Source organism: Sulfitobacter brevis (assembly GCF_900112755.1).
Classification (GTDB): domain Bacteria; phylum Pseudomonadota; class Alphaproteobacteria; order Rhodobacterales; family Rhodobacteraceae; genus Sulfitobacter; species Sulfitobacter brevis.
Genome location: NZ_FOMW01000009.1, coordinates 148,885 through 169,080, shown reverse-complemented (window position 1 = coordinate 169,080; position 20,196 = coordinate 148,885). Strand labels below are relative to the sequence as shown.

The 20,196-nt window shown below is 60.2% G+C and carries 17 protein-coding genes and 1 pseudogene; 15 read left to right on the top strand and 3 right to left on the bottom strand.

From position 1 onward, the window contains the following. The first annotated feature begins 2 nt into the window (after positions 1–2). The 5 genes from gpt to BM174_RS13580 all read left to right on the top strand — a co-directional run bounded on the left by gpt (position 3) and on the right by BM174_RS13580 (position 6,206). Entirely contained in the window at positions 3–512 is a 510-nt protein-coding gene (gene gpt, locus BM174_RS13600) for a xanthine phosphoribosyltransferase (RefSeq protein ID WP_093924400.1), read from the top strand. Positions 513–585: 73 nt separating this feature from the next. Then, entirely contained in the window at positions 586–1,767 is a 1,182-nt protein-coding gene (locus BM174_RS13595; RefSeq protein ID WP_093924399.1) for an aminotransferase, read from the top strand. 30 nt (positions 1,768–1,797) lie between these two features. After that, entirely contained in the window at positions 1,798–3,639 is a 1,842-nt protein-coding gene (locus BM174_RS13590; protein ID WP_093924398.1) for a peptidyl-prolyl cis-trans isomerase, read from the top strand. Positions 3,640–3,651: 12 nt separating this feature from the next. Next, positions 3,652–5,163: an anthranilate synthase component I gene (trpE, locus tag BM174_RS13585; protein ID WP_093924397.1), complete on the top strand. Its 1,512-nt coding sequence runs from the start codon at positions 3,652–3,654 to the stop codon at positions 5,161–5,163. Positions 5,164–5,165: 2 nt separating this feature from the next. Next, positions 5,166–6,206, top strand: a complete 1,041-nt coding sequence (locus BM174_RS13580) for a succinylglutamate desuccinylase/aspartoacylase family protein (protein WP_093924396.1) — start codon at positions 5,166–5,168, stop codon at positions 6,204–6,206. 18 nt (positions 6,207–6,224) lie between these two features. On the opposite strand, the gene BM174_RS13575 is transcribed toward BM174_RS13580, so the two are convergent. Further along, complete coding sequence (locus BM174_RS13575) at positions 6,225–7,892, bottom strand: divergent polysaccharide deacetylase family protein (protein WP_177209486.1); 1,668 nt, start codon at positions 7,890–7,892, stop codon at positions 6,225–6,227. Between the two features lie 180 nt (positions 7,893–8,072). Between BM174_RS13575 and BM174_RS13570 the strand changes: the two genes are divergently transcribed. The 7 genes from BM174_RS13570 (at position 8,073) to lexA (ending at position 13,570) form a co-directional block, all read left to right on the top strand. Then, positions 8,073–8,654, top strand: a complete 582-nt coding sequence (locus BM174_RS13570) for an anthranilate synthase component II (RefSeq protein WP_093924394.1) — start codon at positions 8,073–8,075, stop codon at positions 8,652–8,654. Continuing rightward, entirely contained in the window at positions 8,651–9,667 is a 1,017-nt protein-coding gene (gene trpD, locus BM174_RS13565) for an anthranilate phosphoribosyltransferase (RefSeq protein ID WP_093924393.1), read from the top strand. Before BM174_RS13570 ends, trpD begins: the two co-directional genes overlap by 4 nt. Beyond that, complete coding sequence (locus BM174_RS21100; RefSeq protein ID WP_177209485.1) at positions 9,664–10,323, top strand: uracil-DNA glycosylase; 660 nt, start codon at positions 9,664–9,666, stop codon at positions 10,321–10,323. The genes trpD and BM174_RS21100 overlap by 4 nt, the downstream gene beginning before the upstream one ends. A 9-nt stretch (positions 10,324–10,332) precedes the next feature. Beyond that, positions 10,333–11,139, top strand: a complete 807-nt coding sequence (gene trpC / locus BM174_RS21095; RefSeq protein ID WP_177209484.1) for an indole-3-glycerol phosphate synthase TrpC — start codon at positions 10,333–10,335, stop codon at positions 11,137–11,139. Continuing rightward, the gene (moaC, locus tag BM174_RS13555; protein ID WP_093924392.1) at positions 11,139–11,612 is read left to right on the top strand and encodes a cyclic pyranopterin monophosphate synthase MoaC; all 474 of its coding nucleotides are present in this window, start codon (positions 11,139–11,141) and stop codon (positions 11,610–11,612) included. The genes trpC and moaC overlap by 1 nt, the downstream gene beginning before the upstream one ends. Next, positions 11,609–12,781: a molybdopterin molybdotransferase MoeA gene (locus tag BM174_RS13550; RefSeq protein ID WP_093924391.1), complete on the top strand. Its 1,173-nt coding sequence runs from the start codon at positions 11,609–11,611 to the stop codon at positions 12,779–12,781. The genes moaC and BM174_RS13550 overlap by 4 nt, the downstream gene beginning before the upstream one ends. Before the next feature lie 93 nt (positions 12,782–12,874). Next, a complete protein-coding gene (gene lexA / locus BM174_RS13545; protein ID WP_093924390.1) occupies positions 12,875–13,570 on the top strand; it encodes a transcriptional repressor LexA in 696 nt (231 codons plus the stop codon). Here lexA and BM174_RS13540 read toward each other — a convergent pair. Beyond that, positions 13,534–15,586: pseudogene (locus BM174_RS13540) on the bottom strand (ComEC/Rec2 family competence protein). The gene lexA and the pseudogene BM174_RS13540 sit on opposite strands and share 37 nt — an antisense overlap. A gap of 120 nt (positions 15,587–15,706) precedes the next feature. Between BM174_RS13540 and gltX the strand changes: the two are divergent. From gltX to BM174_RS13525, 3 genes are all read left to right on the top strand, one after another. Continuing rightward, positions 15,707–17,107 carry a glutamate--tRNA ligase gene (gltX, locus tag BM174_RS13535; protein WP_093924389.1) on the top strand — a complete coding sequence of 467 codons (1,401 nt, stop codon included), beginning with the start codon at positions 15,707–15,709 and terminating at the stop codon, positions 17,105–17,107. 113 nt (positions 17,108–17,220) lie between these two features. After that, the gene (gene gltA, locus BM174_RS13530; RefSeq protein WP_093924388.1) at positions 17,221–18,516 is read left to right on the top strand and encodes a citrate synthase; all 1,296 of its coding nucleotides are present in this window, start codon (positions 17,221–17,223) and stop codon (positions 18,514–18,516) included. Between the two features lie 561 nt (positions 18,517–19,077). Then, positions 19,078–19,377 carry a hypothetical protein gene (locus BM174_RS13525; RefSeq protein WP_245766371.1) on the top strand — a complete coding sequence of 100 codons (300 nt, stop codon included), beginning with the start codon at positions 19,078–19,080 and terminating at the stop codon, positions 19,375–19,377. A gap of 22 nt (positions 19,378–19,399) precedes the next feature. Here BM174_RS13525 and BM174_RS13520 read toward each other — a convergent pair whose 3' ends face one another. Beyond that, positions 19,400–20,176: an enoyl-CoA hydratase-related protein gene (locus BM174_RS13520; RefSeq protein WP_093924387.1), complete on the bottom strand. Its 777-nt coding sequence runs from the start codon at positions 20,174–20,176 to the stop codon at positions 19,400–19,402. Between the last annotated feature and the right edge of the window lie 20 nt (positions 20,177–20,196).

The window sequence follows — 20,196 nt, the reverse complement described above, 5'->3', positions numbered from 1 at the left end:
TCATGACCACTGACAACCGCCTGCCCCACGAAAAAGGCTTTCACATCTCTTGGGATCAAATCCACCGCGACAGCCGCGCGCTGGCATGGCGTCTTGATGGCGAAGGTCCCGATAACGGGGCTTGGCGTGCTGTGGTCGCAATCACCCGCGGTGGCATGGCGCCGGCAATGATCGCCGCCCGCGAACTCGATATCCGCACCGTTGATACCATTTCGGTCAAATCCTACGATCATCAGGATCAATCCGAAGCCAAAGTGCTGAAAGCACCTGACGCGCAATTGATGGGCGATGGCACCGGCATCCTGATCATCGACGATCTGGTTGATTCCGGCAAAACCCTCGAAGTTGTTCGCGCTCTCTACCCCAAGGCTCATTTTGCCACCGTTTACGCCAAACCAAAGGGCCGCCCGCAGGTCGATACTTTCATCACCGAAGTCAGTCAGGACACCTGGATTTTCTTCCCCTGGGACATGGCCCTGCAATATGTCGAACCCTACCGCGGCAAGGACTAACCCGCCTGCCCGCACCTTTTGACTAGAAATATCCCCGCCGGAGGCTCCGATCCGCGCCACAAGGACCACAGTTATGACACTGCCGCGTACCGCTACGACCTTCGCCCCTCCGGTGATGGAGGCGCGGCGCTGGTTGTCCGACGTCACCTTTACCGCCGACCGCCCGCTGATCAACGTCAGCCAAGCCGCGCCCGTCGATCCGCCCCCCGCTGCCATGCGTCAAGCCATGGCCGAGGTGGCGCTGAATAATGACGAGGCACATCTCTATGGGCCTGTGCTTGGTTTGCCAGAACTGCGCAGCGAGCTGGCCCGCCAGACCTCGACCCATTACGCCGGAACCATCGCTGACGATCAGGTCTGCATCACTTCGGGGTGCAATCAGGCATTTGCCGCCGCCATCGCCACACTTTGTGCCGAAGACGATGAAGTCATCCTGCCAACCCCATGGTACTTCAATCACAAAATGTGGCTCGATATGTCGGGCGTCACAGCGGTGCCGCTGCCTACGGGCGATGACCTACTCCCCGATCCCGAAGCCGCCGCAGCGCTGATCACGCCGCGCACCCGTGCCATCGCCATCGTCAGCCCCAATAACCCCGGCGGTGTCGAATACCCCGCCGAGCTGGTGCAGGCCCTGTTCGATCTGGCGCGCAAACATGGCATCGCGTTGATCCTTGATGAAACCTATCGCGATTTTGACAGCCGCTCCGGCCCGCCGCATGCTCTGTTCCAGGACCCCGACTGGCAAGACACGCTGATCCATCTCTATTCCTTCTCGAAGGCTTACCGACTGACCGGTCACCGCGTTGGTGCAATGGTCGCCAGCGTGGCACGCCTTGCCGAAGTGGAGAAGTTTCTCGACACCGTGGCAATCTGCCCCGCGCAGATCGGCCAGCACGCCGCGCTCTGGGGCATGCAAAACCTTAGCCAGTGGCTCGCGGGCGAACGCGCCGAAATTCTCGCCCGGCGCGCCGCGATCACCGCGCAGTTTCCCCGCCTCGAAACACAGGGGTGGCGGCTCTTGGGGTTGGGCGGCTATTTCGCTTACGTCGAGCATCCCTATGATATGAGCTCGGCTGATCTGGCGCCGAAACTGGTGCGCGATGCGGCTGTGCTGTGCCTGCCCGGCACCATGTTCTGCCCCGACACCGACCCGCGCGGGGCCGCGCAACTGCGCATTGCCTTCGCCAATCTCGACGCTGCGGGCATCACGGTGCTGTTTGATCGCCTTGCGGCGCTGCGCCTGACCGCATAGACACACCAAAACGCGCATAAAGGAACGGACATGGCCAAAGGCTCCAGCATCACCAAAACCGCCGTATGGATCCTGATGGGCATGCTCATCCTCGGTCTTGGGGGCTTTGGCGCCATCAATCTGAGCGGGAGTGTCCGCTCGATCGGCAGCGTCGGCGACAAAACCCTTTCGGTCGACCAATATGCCCGCGAGCTAAGCCAGGAAATCCGCGCCATCGAAGCGCAAAGCGGCCAGCAGCTGCCCTTTGCGCGTGCCCAGCAGATCGGTCTCGATCGGGCCGTGCTGCAACGGCTGGTGCGCAACCGCGCTTTGGACAATGAGACTGCCCAGCTTGGTCTGTCGATTGGTGATGTTGCCCTGCGCGAAGAAATTTTGAAAATCAGCGCCTTTCAGGGGGTTGATGGCAAGTTTGACCGCGAAGGCTATCGCTTTGCCCTTCAACAGGGGGGCGTCAGTGAAACTGCCTTTGAGACCTCTCTGCGCGAGGAAGCGGCGCGGACCTTGCTGCAAGGGGCTGTGGTCGGTGGCGTGAAAATGCCGCAAACCTATGCCCAAACGCTGGTGTCCTACGTCGGCGAAACGCGCAGCTTTACTTGGGCGCTGCTCGAAGCTGACAATCTGACCGATCCGCTTGCCGCGGCTACAGACGAAGAACTGCAAGCCTATTACGACGCCAATACCGATGATTTCATGCTGCCCGCAGCCAAAAAGATCACCTATGCTTGGCTCTCGCCCGATGCGATGACCGATGAGGTTGACGTCCCCGAGGACGAGGTGCGCCGCGTTTATGAGGATCGCGCCGACCAGTTCAACCAGCCCGAGCGCCGTTTGGTCGAACGTCTGGTATTTGCGGATCAGGATGCCGCCGATCAGGCTGCCGCATCGCTCGAAGTTTCCGGCACCACTTTCGACGCATTGGTAGAAGAACGCGGTCTGAAGCTCGCTGATGTCGATATGGGTGATGTCGGTCAGGGCGATCTCGACAGCGCTGGCGAGGCGGTTTTTGCCGCCGAAACCGGCAATGTTGTCGGCCCGCTGCCGACCTCGCTGGGTCCGGCCCTCTTCCGCGTTAATGGCGTGCTGCCCGCACAGAGCACCTCCTTTGAAGATGCGCGCCCCGATCTGGAGGCCGAGCTTGCCTCCGCCCGTGCGGTGCGCGCTGTCGAAGCCCGCGCGCAAGACCTTGATGACCAGCTTGCTGGCGGTGCAACTCTGGAACAGCTGGCCAAAGAAACCAAGATGACGCTGGGCACCATCGAATGGACCCAGGACAGCAGCGATGACATCGCCGCTTACGCCGGCTTCCGCGTCGCGGCGGCTGCCTTGAAAGAGGGTGATTTCCCTAAAATTATTCAGCTTGATGACGGCGGCGTTTTTGCGATGCGTCTGGACGAAGCGCTCGACGCCCGCCCGGAGGCGTTTGATGCTGCCAAAGACGCGGTGCGCGACGCTTGGCAGACTGGGCAAACTGTCGAAGCTCTGAAAGCGCAGGCCGATGCATTGATTGGTTCACTGGCTGGCGATGCTTCATTCACCGAAGCGGGACTTGAGGAAAAGCTCGAAGAAGGCCAAACCCGCAGCGGATTCATCCAAGGGACGCCGGATGCGTTCATGTCGCGTGTGTTTGATATGGCCGAAGGCGAAGTGGCCGTCATCGAGGGTGAGACGTCGGTCGCAATCGTGCGTCTTGATGCGATCACCCCTGCGGCTGACAATGACGACAACGCCGCTTTGCTGGCCCAGTTGGGGCAGCAGCTTGATCAGGACCTCGCCGACGACCTCTTCGCCATTTACGCCGATCAAGTCGTGCGTGACGCGCGTCCGCAGATCGACCAGCAGGCGCTGCAGGCCGTGCATGTCAACTTTCCCTAAGGCACCGCCCGCATGACCCTGACACCGGATTTCGACAGCTTTTCGGCCGCCTATTCGGCCGGAAGAAACCAGATCGTCTATACACGGCTCGCCGCCGATCTGGACACGCCGGTCTCGCTGATGCTGAAACTGACGGGCACCGCAAAGAATGCCTTTGTGTTGGAATCAGTAACCGGTGGCGAGGTCCGCGGGCGCTATTCGATCATCGGCATGAAACCCGACCTGATCTGGCGCTGTCGCGGCGAGACCGCTGCGATTAACCGCGCGGCGCGATATGATGCCGATGCTTTCGAGGATGTGGCAGGCAATCCTTTGGATACCCTGCGCAGTCTGATCGCCGAGTCGCGAATTGACCTGCCCGACGACCTGCCACAAGCCGCCGCCGGACTGTTCGGATACCTCGGCTATGATATGATCCGGCTGGTCGAACACCTGCCAAACGTGAACCCCGACCCGCTCGGCCTGCCCGATGCGTTGATGCTGCGGCCTTCGGTGATTGCAGTACTCGACGGGGTCAAAGGCGAAGTTACCATCGTATCGCCCGCTTGGGTGTCAGACGGGCAGAACGCCCGCGCCGCCTATGCTCAGGCGGCGGAACGTGTGATGGATGCGGTGCGCGATCTGGAACGCGCCATGCCCGGCACCAGCCGTGATCTCGGCGATGCCACACCGGCAGCCGAGCCTGTCAGCAATTTTACCCCTGATGCCTACCGTGCCGCCGTGGAGAAAGCCCGCGACTACATCGTGGCGGGTGATATCTTCCAAGTGGTCCCCAGCCAGCGCTGGCACCAGCCGTTCGAGCTACCGCCCTTCGCGCTCTATCGCTCGCTACGGCGTACCAACCCCTCTCCCTTCATGTTCTATTTCAACTTTGGTGAGTTTCATGTTGTCGGCGCGTCGCCAGAAATCCTCGTGCGGGTTTTTGGCAACGAAGTCACGATCCGCCCGATTGCCGGCACCCGCAAGCGCGGCGCCACGCCCGAGGAAGACCGCGCTCTCGAAGCCGATCTGATGGGGGACGAAAAGGAGTTGGCCGAGCATCTGATGCTGCTTGATCTGGGCCGCAACGATGTGGGCCGCGTCGCAAAGATTGGCACCGTGCGCCCGACCGAGGAATTCACCGTTGAGCGCTATAGCCACGTCATGCACATCGTTTCCAACGTGGTGGGCGAATTGCGTGAGGATTGCGATGCGCTGGATGCCTTTTTTGCAGGCATGCCCGCCGGCACCGTCTCGGGCGCGCCAAAGGTCCGCGCGATGCAGATCATCGACGAGCTGGAACCTGAAAAACGCGGCGTCTATGGCGGCGGCGTTGGCTATTTCAGTGCGGGCGGCGATATGGACATGTGCATTGCGCTGCGCACGGCCGTGATCAAGGACGAGACGCTTTACATGCAGGCGGGCGGCGGCGTGGTTTACGACAGCGACCCGCAGGCCGAGTACATGGAAACCGTGCACAAGTCCGGCGCAATCCGCCGCGCGGCGGCCGATGCGTCGCGCTTTGGCGGCGGCGGGCGGAACTGATCATGCCAACGCGGCTCTCCTTCGAGATTTCCGGCCAGTCGGTCGCCCCCGGGTCCCGCAAGGAAATCGACATGCCAGTGTCGATCCTGCCGGATCACACGCCCGTTGGCCTGTCGATGGAAGTGCTGCACGGCAAGGTCGAAGGACCGACGATGTTTGTCTCGGCTGCCGTGCACGGCGACGAAGTTATCGGCGTCGAGATCGTACGCCGCCTGCTGCGCGCGCCCCAGCTCAAGTCGCTGCGCGGTACGCTGATGGTGGTGCCGGTGGTCAACTCCTTCGGCTTTCTCAATCGTTCGCGCTACCTGCCTGACCGCCGCGATCTGAATCGCTGCTTTCCGGGCCATCCGTCAGGATCGCTCGGCGCGCGACTTGCGCATATCTTCCTCAACGAAGTCGTGCTGCGCTGCGATTTCGGCATTGATCTGCACTCCGCCGCGATCCACCGTACCAACTTGCCACAAGTCCGCATCTCCCCCTCTGATGCGATGACCCGCCGCATGGCATTGGCCTTTGGCGCGCCTGTGGTGCTGACCTCGCCGCTGCGCGAAGGTTCGCTTCGGGCCGTTGCCTCGTCGCGCGGCACGCCAGTCTTGCTTTATGAGGCGGGCGAAGGCCTGCGGTTTGACGAAATGGCGGTGCGTGCGGGACTGGCGGGTATTCTGCGGGTCATGCACGACCAGCAGATGTTGCCTGCCAAAGGCATCGCACCTGCCCGCAAAATTCCCCATGTCTGCGCCTCGTCCAGCTGGCTCCGCGCCCCTGTGGGTGGACTGCTGCGAACCTTCCGGGGTGAGGGCGAGATGGTTGTTGAAGGTGATGTTCTGGCGACAATCTCGGACCCATTCGGTAAGGTCGAGCATGATGTGGTCGCCCCGTACGAAGGCATTTTGATCGGTCGCGCGATCCTGCCTATTGTGAACGAAGGCGACGCGATCTTCCATTTGGCCAAGCTGCTGCCTCGTGCGGTGACCGATACGGTCGAGACGATGATCGAACAGCTGAACGCGGACCCATTGTTTGACGAGGACGAGATCATCTGATCCCGTCCCTGCCATCGATCAATTGTCGCGCAGAAGCACCGCCGAGACCGGGACCAGCGCAACCTGACCGGCACGGTCTTGCAGACCCCATTGCAACAGCGCGGTGATGGTATCAGGGCGCAACCGGCCCAGCATGATGACAGCACCCTCTTGGCCCGCCTTGAAAGCCGCCTGATCCAGAAAACGCCGGATCACGGTGGCGGTCTGGCCCTTACTGTCAAAGTCGCGAAACACCGGAGCTGCTGGAACGCCGTCTTTGCGCGCCAGTTTCGGCATCGTATTCAAGCCCTTATCCTGCGTGACCAGCCCATGGCCCGATTGGGCAAGGATCGCCGTCACCTGATCGGACACCTGTTTAGAACCTTGGAAGCCACTATCGACCCCCTCCAGAACGCCGACAACTTCGGTGAATTTCGGCAAGGTGACGCCAAAGGTGGTTTCGGCATCCGAGGGCTGCGCACCGTTGGGCAGGTTGATCATCGCCAGCACTTCAAAGCCTTCGGCACGGTAGAGCGCCATGCGCTCGGCGGCATCGGCTTTTCCGGTGTCGACCGCGAAAGTCAGCGGATAGGGGAAGCTGCGCAGCGCTGCCAGCCCCGCCGCGCCCTGCGTAAGATTGCTACCGTCGTCGATCAGCACCACACTCATTAACGGCTTATCGCCCTCGATCTCGACCGGCTCGGAAAATTGTTCCAGCGGACGGCCCGTAGGGATTTCTGCTGCTATCTCTGGCGCGTCCTTGACAACAGCGACTTCAGCCGTCGCATCAGCACCGGGGCGGTTGATCGTCACGCCTGACGTACGCTCGGTCAGGGTCATCGCGGGGGTGCCGATCGCAGGACGGTCTGGAGCGTTGGGGACGACGGCGGAATATTCTGTCTGAGGCACCGGATCAGGATTATCGGCCTGCTTCAATACAATCGCCGGCGGCGGGGTCACGGAGGTTTCCGGCGCAGTCACAGCCTCGGAAACTTCCGGTTCGGGGGCGACATCCGGCAGAATTTCGAACGCCAAAGTGCCTGTTTCCTGCGTGGCATCGACCTGCGGCGCGGGCTCCTGAGCCAATACTTCTTGGTCCGGAGATGTCACATCCGTCACTACATCTTCAGTCGGGGCCATTTCAGGCGCGTCATCGCCTGCAGGGGCGTCCAAACTGTCCATAGCAACATCGGGCAGTGCCTCGGGCTGCGCGGGCGTTTCAAAGGCGCCTTCGATCTCGGCCACAGCCGGGGCTGGCGGCTGCGCAGGTTCGGTGCTGATCGACAGCTCGTCGGCGGGTGCAGGCTCCATCGGGGCCAGCGCTTGCGGGTTGGGTAGCACCGGTTCATCGCCCTGCAAGACCGTCGCGCCACTTTCGGTTGCCGCAGCGGGGGTCTCCAGTTTTTCGGCACTGCCGGTTTCCGGCTGGATCGCGGTGATGGTGGTCGCAGGATCAACGGCCAGCGTGTCACGCTCCGGTTCCGGCGCTTGCGGCGCGACCTGTCCCGTCACGGGCGCGCGGTCGCTCGCGCTGCCCGCCTCGCCGCTGTCGCCTTGGGTGATGCGGTCGGGTGCCTCTGCCGCACCGGGGGCGGCATCGCTTAATTCCGGCGGCAAGGGTGGCGGCGCCAGAATGGAAATCGCGCCCACGATGCTCAGGCTGGCAACGCCGCCCATCAATGCTCCGGTTAAAACTCCGCGTGCCATTCCGACGTCTCCTGCTGTCTTCCGCATAGGCTGCGCCTTGCGGGTTCTTTTGCGCGTCCAAGCTTGCGGGGATGCCCTTGACGCGCCGCGCCAAGCCTGAACATGTATGCGCTACATATACCTCGCGAAGGCGATGGTTCTCTAGACCTAATGCCCCGTTAAAAGACAAAGAATCTGCCATTGTTGCTGCTTATCGATAACTACGACAGCTTTACCTATAATCTGGTGCATTACCTTGGCGCACTGGGAGCGGATGTTGTCGTGCACCGCAATGATCAATTGAGCGTTTCTGACGCGATGGCGATGCGTCCAGATGGCATCCTGCTGTCGCCAGGTCCTTGCGACCCCGATCAAGCTGGCATCTGCCTTGAGATCACCCAAGCCGCAGCCCAAGCCCGCGTGCCCCTGCTCGGTGTGTGCCTTGGCCATCAGACCTTGGGTCAGGCCTTTGGCGGCAAGGTGGTGCGCGCAAAAGACATCGTGCACGGCAAGATGGGCCAGATGCACCACGAAAACACAGGCGTATTCGCCGGATTGCCCAGCCCGTTTGCCGCCACGCGCTATCACTCACTGGTCGTTGAACGTGAGAGCCTGCCGGATTGCCTGAAGATAACCGCAGCGCTGGAGGACGGCACCATCATGGGGCTGCAGCACCGCGAACTGCCGCTGCACGGCGTGCAGTTCCATCCGGAATCGATCCGCTCGGAGCACGGCTCTGCCCTGCTCCAGAACTTCCTGAACGAAATGAAAGTGGCTGCATGAGCGACGCGCTGAAACCCCTGATCGACGCCGCCGCCAATGGCCCGCTAAGTCGTGCTGATGCCGCAGTTGCCTTCGAAATACTGTTTGACGGCGAAGCCACGCCCAGCCAGATCGGCGGCTTTTTGATGGCGCTGCGAACCCGTGGCGAGACCGTTGATGAATACGCAGCCGCCGCCAGTGTAATGCGCGCCAAGTGCCACCCTGTCAAAGCCCCAGAGGGCGCGATGGACATTGTTGGCACCGGCGGCGATGGCAAGGGCACGCTCAATATCTCGACTGCGACCGCCTTTGTGGTGGCCGGAGCGGGCGTGATCGTGGCCAAACACGGGAATCGCAATCTCAGCTCGAAATCCGGCGCCGCTGATGCGCTTGGCAAGATGGGCATCAATGTCATGGTTCATGCCGATGTGGTGGAACGCGAGCTCGCCGAGGCAGGCATCGGCTTTATGATGGCACCGATGCACCACCCCGCCATTGCCCATGTCGGGCCGACGCGCTCCGAGCTCGGGACCCGCACGATCTTTAACATTCTGGGGCCGCTGACCAATCCGGCGGGCGTCAAACGCCAGTTGACCGGCGCTTATCGCCGCGAACTGATCCGCCCAATGGCTGAAACGCTCCAAGCTCTCGGCTCGGATGTTGCATGGCTTGTGCACGGCTCGGACGGCACCGACGAGCTGACGATCACCGGCGTAAGCTGGGTCAGCGCGCTAAGAGGCGGCGTCGTCACAGATAGCGAGATCCACCCCGAGGATGCAGGCCTGCCAGTGCACCCGTTTGAGAATATCGTCGGCGGCACACCGGATGAGAACGCAGTGGCCTTCAACGGGTTGCTGAACGGCGAACCGTCTGCCTACCGCGACGCTGTGCTGCTGAACGCCGCTGCCGCCCTTGTGGTCGCCGACGCCGCCCCCGATCTGAGGACCGGCGTCGAAATGGCTCGCACCAGCATTGATAGCGGTGCGGCGCGTGAAAAAATAACCGCCGTTGCGGCAGTGAGTCAGCGTAAATGAAATCAGCCTCCCTCTCCCAACTTGGCAATTGGGCCGATCTGCCGTTTTTCACCGATACATGGCCGAAGATCGACGCCGCTTTGAAAGCGGAAAAGCGTCAGATTTTCCCGCCCGAGAACCAGATATTCGCGGCACTCGAGCATGTCGCGCCAGAAGACGTGCGCGTGATCATTCTGGGTCAGGACCCCTATCCGACACCGGATCACGCGCATGGATATGCGTTTTCTGCCTCCGAAGACACGCGGCCACTGCCGAAATCTTTGGCTAATATTTTCAAAGAGTTGCGGACCGACGTTGGGTCTGCGCCCGGCAGTGCCGATCTGCGGTTCTGGGCCGATCAAGGGGTACTGCTGTTGAACACCGCGCTTACCGTGCCCGCGGGCGAGCCCAAAGGCCACGCGCATTTGGGGTGGCAGGAACTAACGCAACAGGTTCTTGCGCGTTTGGCAGATCGCCCCCGCGCCTATATCCTCTGGGGAGAGAGCGCGCAGAAGGTGGCCGCTGCGGTGGACGCCGATCGCAATCTAAAAATTCAGTCCGGCCACCCTTCGCCATTGTCAGCCAGTCGCGGGTTCTTTGGCTCGCGCCCGTTCTCGCAAGTGAACGACTGGTTGCACGCGCAGGGGTTGGCGACCATAAACTGGACCGACACATAAGGCAGCCCAATGACTATTCTCGACAAGATCAAGGCCTATAAACTCGAAGAAATTGCGGCAGACAAAGCCGCGAAACCACTCGCCGATGTGGAAGCAGAGGCAAAAGCCGCCTCGCCCGTGCGCCCCTTTGCCGAAGCCCTGCATGAAGCCTCCCGCGAGGGCTACGGATTGATCGCTGAGATCAAAAAAGCCAGCCCGTCCAAAGGCCTGATCCGCGCAGACTTTGACCCCGCGAGCTTGGCCCAAGCCTATGCCGCAGGCGGCGCTGCCTGCCTTTCGGTCCTGACCGACACACCTAGCTTTCAGGGCGCCAAATCCTTCCTCACCGAGGCCCGCGCCGCCTGTGATTTGCCGGTACTGCGTAAGGATTTCATCTATGATCCCTATCAGGTCGCCGAAGCCCGCAGCCTTGGCGCCGACTGTATCCTGATCATCATGGCATCGGTGTCTGACGCTCAAGCCGCCGAGCTTGAAGCGGCTGCGAGCGCTTGGGGCATGGACGCGCTGATCGAGGTGCACGATGCCGAAGAACTCGAGCGCGCAACCAAGCTGCAAAGCCGACTAATTGGAATAAACAATAGGAATCTCAATACCTTTGAGACCACTCTTGATGTAACCAAGAAATTGTCGAAGCGGGTACCAGCTGAAAAGCTTATCGTCAGCGAATCCGGTCTTGCGACCCCGGCAGATTTGGCAGATATGGCCCTCTATGGGGCACGGATTTTCCTAATTGGCGAAAGCCTGATGCGACAGTCAGACGTCGCGCAGGCGACCCGCGACCTGCTGGCTAATCCGCTAACGTCCGGAGGCATGTGATGGCGCTGACGCATTTTGACGCCAAGGGCGATGCCCAGATGGTTGATGTCTCGGACAAGGCTGTGACCAACCGCATTGCCACGGCTGAAAACTACGTGAAGATGCAGATGGAAACCTTTGATATTATTACAGAAGGACGCGCCAAGAAAGGCGATGTACTGGGCGTTGCCCGACTTGCTGGGATTATGGCCGCCAAGCGCACGTCTGATCTGATCCCGCTCTGCCATCCACTTCCGATCACGAAAGTAACGGTTGATCTGGTTCCTGACGCCACCTTGCCGGGGATCCGCATCACCGCGACAGTCAAGACTACCGGTCAGACCGGTGTCGAGATGGAGGCGCTCACCGCCGCCTCCGTCGCCGCGCTGACAGTCTATGACATGGCCAAGGCCGTCGACAAAAGTATGGAGATCGGCGGCCTCCGTGTTGTTTTGAAAGATGGCGGAAAATCAGGCCGTTACGAGGCGACATGATCAGCGTAGAGCAGGCGCTCACCCATCTGTTTGCTTTGGTGTCACCGCTCCCCCTTGAGGTAGTCTCGCTTGGCGACGCCCAAGGCCGTGTGCTGGCCCGAGATGTTGTCGCAAGCCGTACCCAGCCGCCTTTTGCCGCGTCTTCGATGGATGGCTACGCCTTGCGCCGCGCCGAGGTCGAACCGGATGCGATGTTCAAGGTCGTTGGCGAATCTGCCGCAGGTCACCGTTTCGAAGGCACCGTAAAAGCCGGCCAAGCCGTGCGCATATTTACCGGTGCCCCCGTTCCGGAGGGCGCTGATTTCGTGGTGATCCAAGAGGACGTCACCCGTCGCGGCACGCTCATCACGCTCGGCCATCGCATTGCTGACAAAGACAATATCCGCCCCGCTGGCGGTGACTTTATGCAAGGCGAAACCTTTCCCGCGCCACGCCGTCTGCGCCCTGCGGATATCGCGCTGCTGGCCTCGATGAATGTGTCAAAGGTGCCGGTCACGCGCAAACCACGGGTGGCGATTTTGGCCACCGGAGACGAGCTTGTTCAACCCGGTGAAACGCCGGGGCCGGACCAGATCATCGCCTCCAACAGCCATGGCCTTGCGGCGATGTTCGAAGCTGAAGGGGCGCGCGTGCAATTGCTGCCCATCGCACGCGACACCCGCGCCTCCTTGATGCAAGCTTTCGCATTGGCGAAAGACGCTGACATGATCATCACCATCGGTGGTGCGTCGGTTGGTGATCATGACTTGGTTGCTCCCGTGGCCGCAAAGTTGGGTATGGAGCAGGCGTTTTACAAAGTCGCGATGCGCCCGGGCAAGCCGCTGATGGCAGGCCGGATGGGTGATGCCGCGATGATCGGGCTGCCCGGCAATCCGGTATCTGCCATGGTCTGTGGTACGGTGTTTGTGGTGCCCCTGCTGCGCAAAATGCTCGGGTTGGGTGAGAAATGCACCCCTGTCAGGCACGCATCGCTCGGTGCGCCGCTTGCCGCAAATGGCCCGCGCGCACATTATATGCGTGCAGGATTTGTCGATGGACGCCTTATCGCCGAAGACCGGCAAGATTCGTCCCTGCTAACTGTTCTGGCCCGCGCTGACGCCCTGCTGGTGCGGCCTGTTGATGATCCGGCGCGCAAAATTGGTGATTTGGTAGATTATCTCCCGATTTAAGCGGCTTGGCATGATTTTGCCCTAACCGGCGGTTGACACAAAACAGGAACATCCCTAGAACAAAGCGAAACAAGCTGCGGAGGGACGGACGCGATGCTGACAAAGAAACAACTCGATTTGCTGGCTTTCATACATAAACGGGTGCAGCGCGATGGCGTCCCGCCCAGCTTTGACGAAATGAAGCTGGCGCTGGATTTACGCTCGAAGTCGGGCATCCATCGGTTGATCACAGCTTTGGAAGAGCGCGGCTTTATCCGGCGGTTGGCACATCGGGCGCGCGCCATCGAGGTTGTAAAACTGCCCGACAGCCTGAGCGGTAAGTCAGGTTTCGCGCCAAGGGTGATCGACGGCGACCGTCCTGATATGCCACCGCCCTCTGCCGCCCGCGAAGTTACAACCGCTGCGGCGATAGAACTTCCCGTGATGGGCCGCATCGCTGCCGGTGTGCCGATCGAAGCAATCAGCGAAGTATCCCATTCGGTAGCGGTGCCCAGTGGCATGGTTGCTGGCAAGGGCCAGCACTATGCGCTTGAGGTCAAAGGCGACTCGATGATTGATGCGGGGATCAACGATGGCGATGTTGTTGTGATCCGCGAAACATCTGTGGCGGACGATGGCGATATTGTCGTCGCTTTGGTGGAAGATGCCGAAGCCACGTTGAAACGCTTCAGACGGCAGGGCACGTCCATCGCGCTGGAGGCTGCGAACCCAGCCTATGAAACACGCGTACTGCCCGCGAGTCACGTCAAGGTTCAGGGCCGTTTGGTCGGGTTGATCCGCACGTATTGATCCGGTTGCGGCTTTGGCCATCGGGTCCAAAGCCGCTCTCCGGTTCTCTCGCGGGCAGTGGTGATTTGCCAACCTGTGTCGCTTTGCTTCATGGACAGTGCGCCCGTGTGTTTGAGACGGCTTGGATCGAACACCTCGCAGGTCGCTTGGGCAAGATGAGGCGCATCGACCGAAGCAATCACGATCTGAAGACCAGCGCATCCGGCAAACCCTGCCACTGCGCGTTTGCCGGATAAATGTATAACCGGCCCCTCGGACCAGCGCGCAGCCGCAATGTATTGCGGCGCGCCATCCCCGTCATTCTCAAGCCAGTTGCGGGCCACGAATCCCGCGCCTTTTTCTTTGCTAAGGGCTCTGCCTTGGGGTGTCATCAATCCAACTAGACCCCCTGTATCGGCAACCAAAACTTCAGGCCGCGCGGTTCCGTGCCACATCACAAAAGCTGCGGCCATCATCGGCAGACCGACAAACCGCAATCGCCCCTGCCACAATACCAGAACCAGGAATCCCAAGGCCAGCAGCGGTAGAACCCACCCCCCCCGGCCCCGCCACATAGCTTTGTGCGTCCTCCAATCCGGCGATGAATTCGGCCACCCCCAATATCCAGCGCAGGCCGAGCCCCATGAACCACAACGCGATCCAGTCGAGCCCCAAGGGCGCGAGCACCAAAGCAACTACCGCCGCCGGTATGACCAGAACACCCATAAGCGGCACCGACGCGAGATTGGCGATCAGCCCGTAATGCGAAATAGTGTTGAAATGTGCAGCCCCGACCGGTGCTGTTGCCATCCCCGCCACCGCAGAGGAAATGACGACGGCCAACACCGGCTTTAATAACCGCGGCACACGGTCCGTCTGCACGTTGCGCAGCCAGCCAAACACAGCGACAAGCGCTGTCGTCGCGGCAAAGGACATCTGGAATCCGGGACCCGTTAATGCTTCCGGCCTAAGCGCCAATACAATAATCGCTGCAATTGCCACCGCTCTAAGCGACAAAGCCCGCCGACCGATCATCAACGCGCCCAAGGCCACAGCAACCATAATATAAGCCCGCTCCGTCGCCACATTGCCACCTGACAGCATCAGATAGCCTGTCGCGGCAATGAGCGCTCCGACAGCCGCGATTGATTTGGTCGGGAGGCGCAATGCTGTGCCAGTATGGAGCGACAGCAAAATTCGCAATCCTCCTAGAACGACAGCCGTCAACAACCCCATGTGCAACCCGGAAATAGCCAAAAGATGGGCAAGGTTGGTGACGCGGAGGTTTTCTAACGCCATACGCGAGATGGCGCTGCGGTCCCCCGTGGTGATCGCTGCTGCGAAGCCCCCAATGTCGCCCGGCAAAGTACGTTGAATGCGCGCCGAGGCGGCCATGCGGATCCTGAAAACCCCCATGCCTGTGTGCCCCTCGCTGGCCTGCGCCATCGCCAGCAGCGGTACACGGGTATAGCCGACCGCACCGAGGCTGACAAACCAGGCATGGCGCTGAAAATCAAATCCGTCAGGTTCGACCGGACCTGAGGGCGGCGAAAGGTGGCCTGTGGTCATCACGCGCAAACCCGGCTCAGGGGTTACGCTGGCGCTCTGATCGCCGTGCAAGGAAATGCGGACATTTTTAGGGGTCCGATCGGGCGTCACCCTGTCCAGCCGGACCTGATCAAGGGTCAACCGCAGCGCGTCGGACTGGCTGCGGTCAATGGCGACAACGCGCCCCTCAATCGGGCCGTAATACCGCCAGCCCAGCACCGGACCAGCAACAGAATGGGCGCGCACACCTGCAAGTAAAAAACCGGTCAACCCCAGGGCGACGGCAATGGCGAGCGGTGAGGCCGCCTCGGGCAGGAGCTTCGCAAAGGCCAGCATCACGGCAATTATGCCCGCGACAGCAAGATAGAAGACCAAGCTCGGCTCATACAAGATTGAGAAATAGCTGCCGATCCCCAATGCCAGAAAAACCGGTATCCAGCCGACAAGTTCTCCGCGTTGCTGCAGCATGATCTGTGCGAGCTGCCGCATGCTTGCCCCCCCCTGCTGCACTGGCTAAATAGACTACAAAGTGTAGGTGGTTCGAGGTTATCAAATGATTAACCCGCCTTGTGACCGACCCCTCCGGCCTGAAAGAAAGACAACGCGCCCATGACAACTCCTGTAGTTACCCGATTTGCTCCGTCCCCGACCGGTTATCTTCATATCGGCGGCGCCCGCACGGCGCTGTTTAACTGGCTTTACGCCCGTGGGCGGGGTGGCAAGTTTCTCCTACGCATCGAAGATACAGACCGCGCCCGCTCCACCCCCGATGCGACTTCTGCAATCTTGCAGGGCATGAAGTGGCTTGGGCTGGATCACGATGGTGAGATCGTCAGCCAGTTTGAAAACGCGCCGCGCCATGCTGCAGTGGCCCATGAGCTGCTGGCAAACGGCAAGGCGTATAAGTGTTTTGCCACGCAGGAGGAAATCACTGCCTTCCGCGATGCCGCAAAATCCGAAGGCCGCAGCACGCTTTACCGCTCGCCTTGGCGTGACGCCGAATCTGCCAGCCATCCCGACGCGCCTTACGTGGTGCGCATCAAAGCGCCGCTGGAAGGCGAGACGAAAATCCGCGATCAAGTGCAGGGTGATGTGACCATCCGTAACGACCAGTTAGATGACATGGTGCTGCTGCGCTCGGATGGCACCCCGGTCTATATGTTGGCGGTGGTGGTCGATGATCATGACATGGCCGTAACCCATGTGGTGCGCGGCGATGACCACCTGAATAATGCCGCGCGGCAGATGATGATCTATGACGCGATGGGCTGGGACGTGCCGGTTTGGGCGCATATTCCGCTAATCCATGGTGCTGACGGCAAGAAGCTCAGCAAACGCCACGGTGCTTTAGGCGCGCAGGAGTATCAGGTGATGGGCTATCCCGCAGCTGGCATGCGTAACTACCTCGCCCGTCTGGGCTGGAGCCATGGGGACGACGAGTTTTTCTCCGATGCGCAGGCCCAGGACTGGTTTGATCTGGATGGCATCCGCCGCAGCCCCGCCCAGTTTGACCTGAAAAAGCTCGAAAATATCTGCGGTCAGCACATTGCCGTCGCAGATGACGCTGCGTTGCGGCAAGAATGTGAATCTTATTTGGATGCCGCCGGCCTGCCCGCCTTGACCAAGGACCAAGCCGAAGGATTTCAAAGAGCGCTATATTGTCTCAAAGAACGCGCGAAAACATTACCCGAACTGCTTGAAAAAGCTCATTTTGTTCTCACAAGTCGTCCGATTTATGTTGACGAGAAGGCTACAAAAAATTTGGATGAAGATGCACGTAATATGCTCGCCGAATTGACGCCGCATCTGCAAAATGTTAGCTGGGACAAAGAAACGCTGGAGACGGTGCTGAATGGTTTCGCTGAAGCCCAAGGCACCAAATTCGGCAAACTTGCGGGGCCGCTACGGGCTGCCCTTGCAGGGCGCGCGGTTACCCCTTCGGTCTTTGACATGATGCTGGTGTTAGGACAGGACGAAACGCTCGCCCGATTGAAGGATGCCGCAGCCTGAGCGGGGCGATACCCCCGCTGCAAGGCGCAACAGAATAATGAGACAGGTGCCACCCCCCGAGGGGCGCGCGCCGGATGCGGGAAGCCCCCGCGATACACACGGGAAGGGACCTTATGGCCGAGAGCACGAAATCCGCAAAGCTGATCATTGATGGCAAAGAATACGAACTGCCGATCTATACGCCGACTGCGGGACCCGACGTCATCGACATCCGCAAGCTTTACGCACAAGCGGACGTTTTCACCTATGACCCCGGCTTCACCTCGACGGCGGCGTGCGATAGCACAATCACCTTCATCGACGGCGAAGAAGGTGTGTTATTGCACCGTGGCTATCCGATCGATCAGCTGGCGGGTAAATCGCATTACCTCGAAGTCTGCTATCTGCTGCTTTACGGCGAACTGCCTTCCCCTGCAGAGCTGGAAGATTTCGAGCACCGCGTGACAAACCACACCATGCTGCACGAGCAGATGATGAACTTCTTCCGTGGTTTCCGCCGCGATGCGCACCCGATGGCTGTGATGGTCGGCGTCGTCGGCGCGATGTCGGCGTTCTATCATGACAGCACAGACATCACCGACGAATGGCAGCGCGAGGTCGCCTCGATCCGTCTGATTGCCAAGATGCCGACGATCGCTGCGATGGCCTATAAGTACACGGTCGGCCAGCCTTTCGTTTATCCGCGCAACGATCTGGATTACGCCTCGAACTTCCTGCGCATGTGCTTTGCTGTACCTGCCGAGGAATATGTCGTCGATCCGATCCTTAGCCGTGCGATGGACCGGATATTTACCCTGCACGCAGATCATGAGCAAAATGCCTCGACCTCGACCGTGCGTCTGGCATCATCTTCGGGCGCCAACCCTTTTGCCTGTATCGCTGCGGGTATCGCCTGCCTTTGGGGTCCCGCCCACGGCGGCGCGAACCAAGCCTGCCTAGAGATGCTCAAGGAAATCGGCACGCCGGACAAAATTCCGGAGTATATCGCCCGTGCCAAGGACAAGAATGATCCGTTCCGCCTGATGGGCTTCGGTCACCGCGTCTATAAGAACTTCGATCCGCGCGCGACCGTGATGAAGGAAAGCGCCGACGAGGTGCTTGAATTGCTCGGCGTTGAAAACAACCCGATCCTTCAGGTCGCCAAAGAGCTTGAGAAACAGGCGCTGGAAGATCCGTATTTCACCGAGAAGAAGTTGTTCCCGAACGTTGATTTCTATTCGGGCATCATCCTCGAAGCGATGGGTTTCCCCACTTCGATGTTCACGCCGATCTTTGCGCTGAGCCGCACAGTTGGTTGGATTTCACAGTGGAAAGAGATGATTGCCGATCCACAGAACAAGATCGGACGTCCCCGCCAGCTTTATCTTGGCGAGACCAAGCGCGACTACGTCGATATCGAAAACCGCTGAATTATCTGATGAGACAGCCAGAACGCCCCGCAGAGATGTGGGGCGTTCTGCGTTGAAAGCATTCTGGTCGTTGTTCGCGATAACGCAACAGTGGGAAGCGTTTCTGGGCTGTTGAAGGGCTTGCGAGTGGACTTCGGCGGGAGATTCTCACCTTAAAAGACCTCCAGTTAGCCGTTCAAATACGGTCATTTGGTTTGCATGCAAACAAATTGGACCGAATCAACTTTCCCGCCATCCTACAGCACTCCGTGCATAAATCCCCAAGAAGCCCCCCACTGTTTCCAACGCGAAATGCTCAATTCGAAACACCGAAGGCCGAAATCGGGCAAAACTGTGGCATTGTTTCTGCCAGCCTGACAATGGCACAGCCGACTTGACCGGCGCCTATACGAATGGATAGCTTGAAGTGAGTTCAGGTAAATAAGGGCATGGGTTGTTGGTAATTGTAAGTTTGGTTTTGTTTCTGGCAGGGGTCACACTTTGCTGTGTCGCCGCGCCTGCGCCATCGACCTGTGCCGCGTGCCGTAAGGGACCGACACCCCGCAATCGGGAGCTAAGCCAATGACCGAAAGACGCACCACCGGCCACCTAGACTGGACCTGCGCAGCAAGTCTGATGCCAGTCTCCGCACCTGCGCAGGCGGGCCCGCAGGGCGCATTGGTACCCGACACCCTGCACGACTGCGATCAGATCGCCGTGGTCTATGACAAGGGTGATACACCGCCAGAAATCACCATTCGCGAAGTTTCAGGCTCGGTGCATACGGTGCTGGCCAATGGAATCGCTGTGGCTGTGGTGGCGCGGGCCTCAGGCCCCGCGCCAACGGTAGATGATGTGCTGCTGGTTGAGCGGTCCTGCTAGGGGGTAACTCGAATGAAGCCGCTTACCTGCCTTCAAACTTGGCAGCACGTTTTTCGCTAAAGGCCAAAACGCCCTCTTTGAAGTCACGTGACTTGCCGCATTTGCCCTGCTCTTGCGCCTCCAGCGTCAGTTGATCTTCGAAGGAATTATCCCAAGATCCACGGATCGCTTTTTTCGCAGATGCGTAGGCAGCTGTGGGTCCAGCAGCCAGATGTGCCGCTTTGCCGCGCCAGTTTGCCTCGAAATCGGCCTCGGCCACAGCTTCCCAGATCATCCCCCAGTCATCCGCCTGGCGCGCCGAGATTTTATCGGCGAACAACGCCGCGCCCATCGCCTTGGCGGTGCCCATGCTGCGCGGTAAGGCGTAGGTGCCGCCGGCATCCGGAATCAGGCCGATGCGCGTAAATGCCTGCATGAAATAAGCATTCTCGCGGGCGATCACCACATCCGCTGCGAGCGCCAGATTGGCCCCGGCTCCCGCTGCTGGCCCGTTCACGGCTGCAATCGTCGGCACCGGACAATCGACAATGGCGCGCAGCATTGGGGCATATTCGTCCCGCAAGGTCCGCTCCAGATCGACCGACGCGCCCGATGCGCGGTCGCCCAGATCCTGTCCAGAACAAAACGCGCGTCCGGCCCCAGTCAGCACGACGACACGGCCCTCCTGCCCGCCGGTTTTGACAGCATGGGCGATTTCAGCCCGCATCTGGGTGGTGAGCGCATTCATCTTGTCGGCGCGGTTCAAAGTGATTAGGGCGACCCCGTCTTCAAGGGCATAGGTGATTGTCTGATAGTCCATCTGCGGGTTCCTCGCGCTAA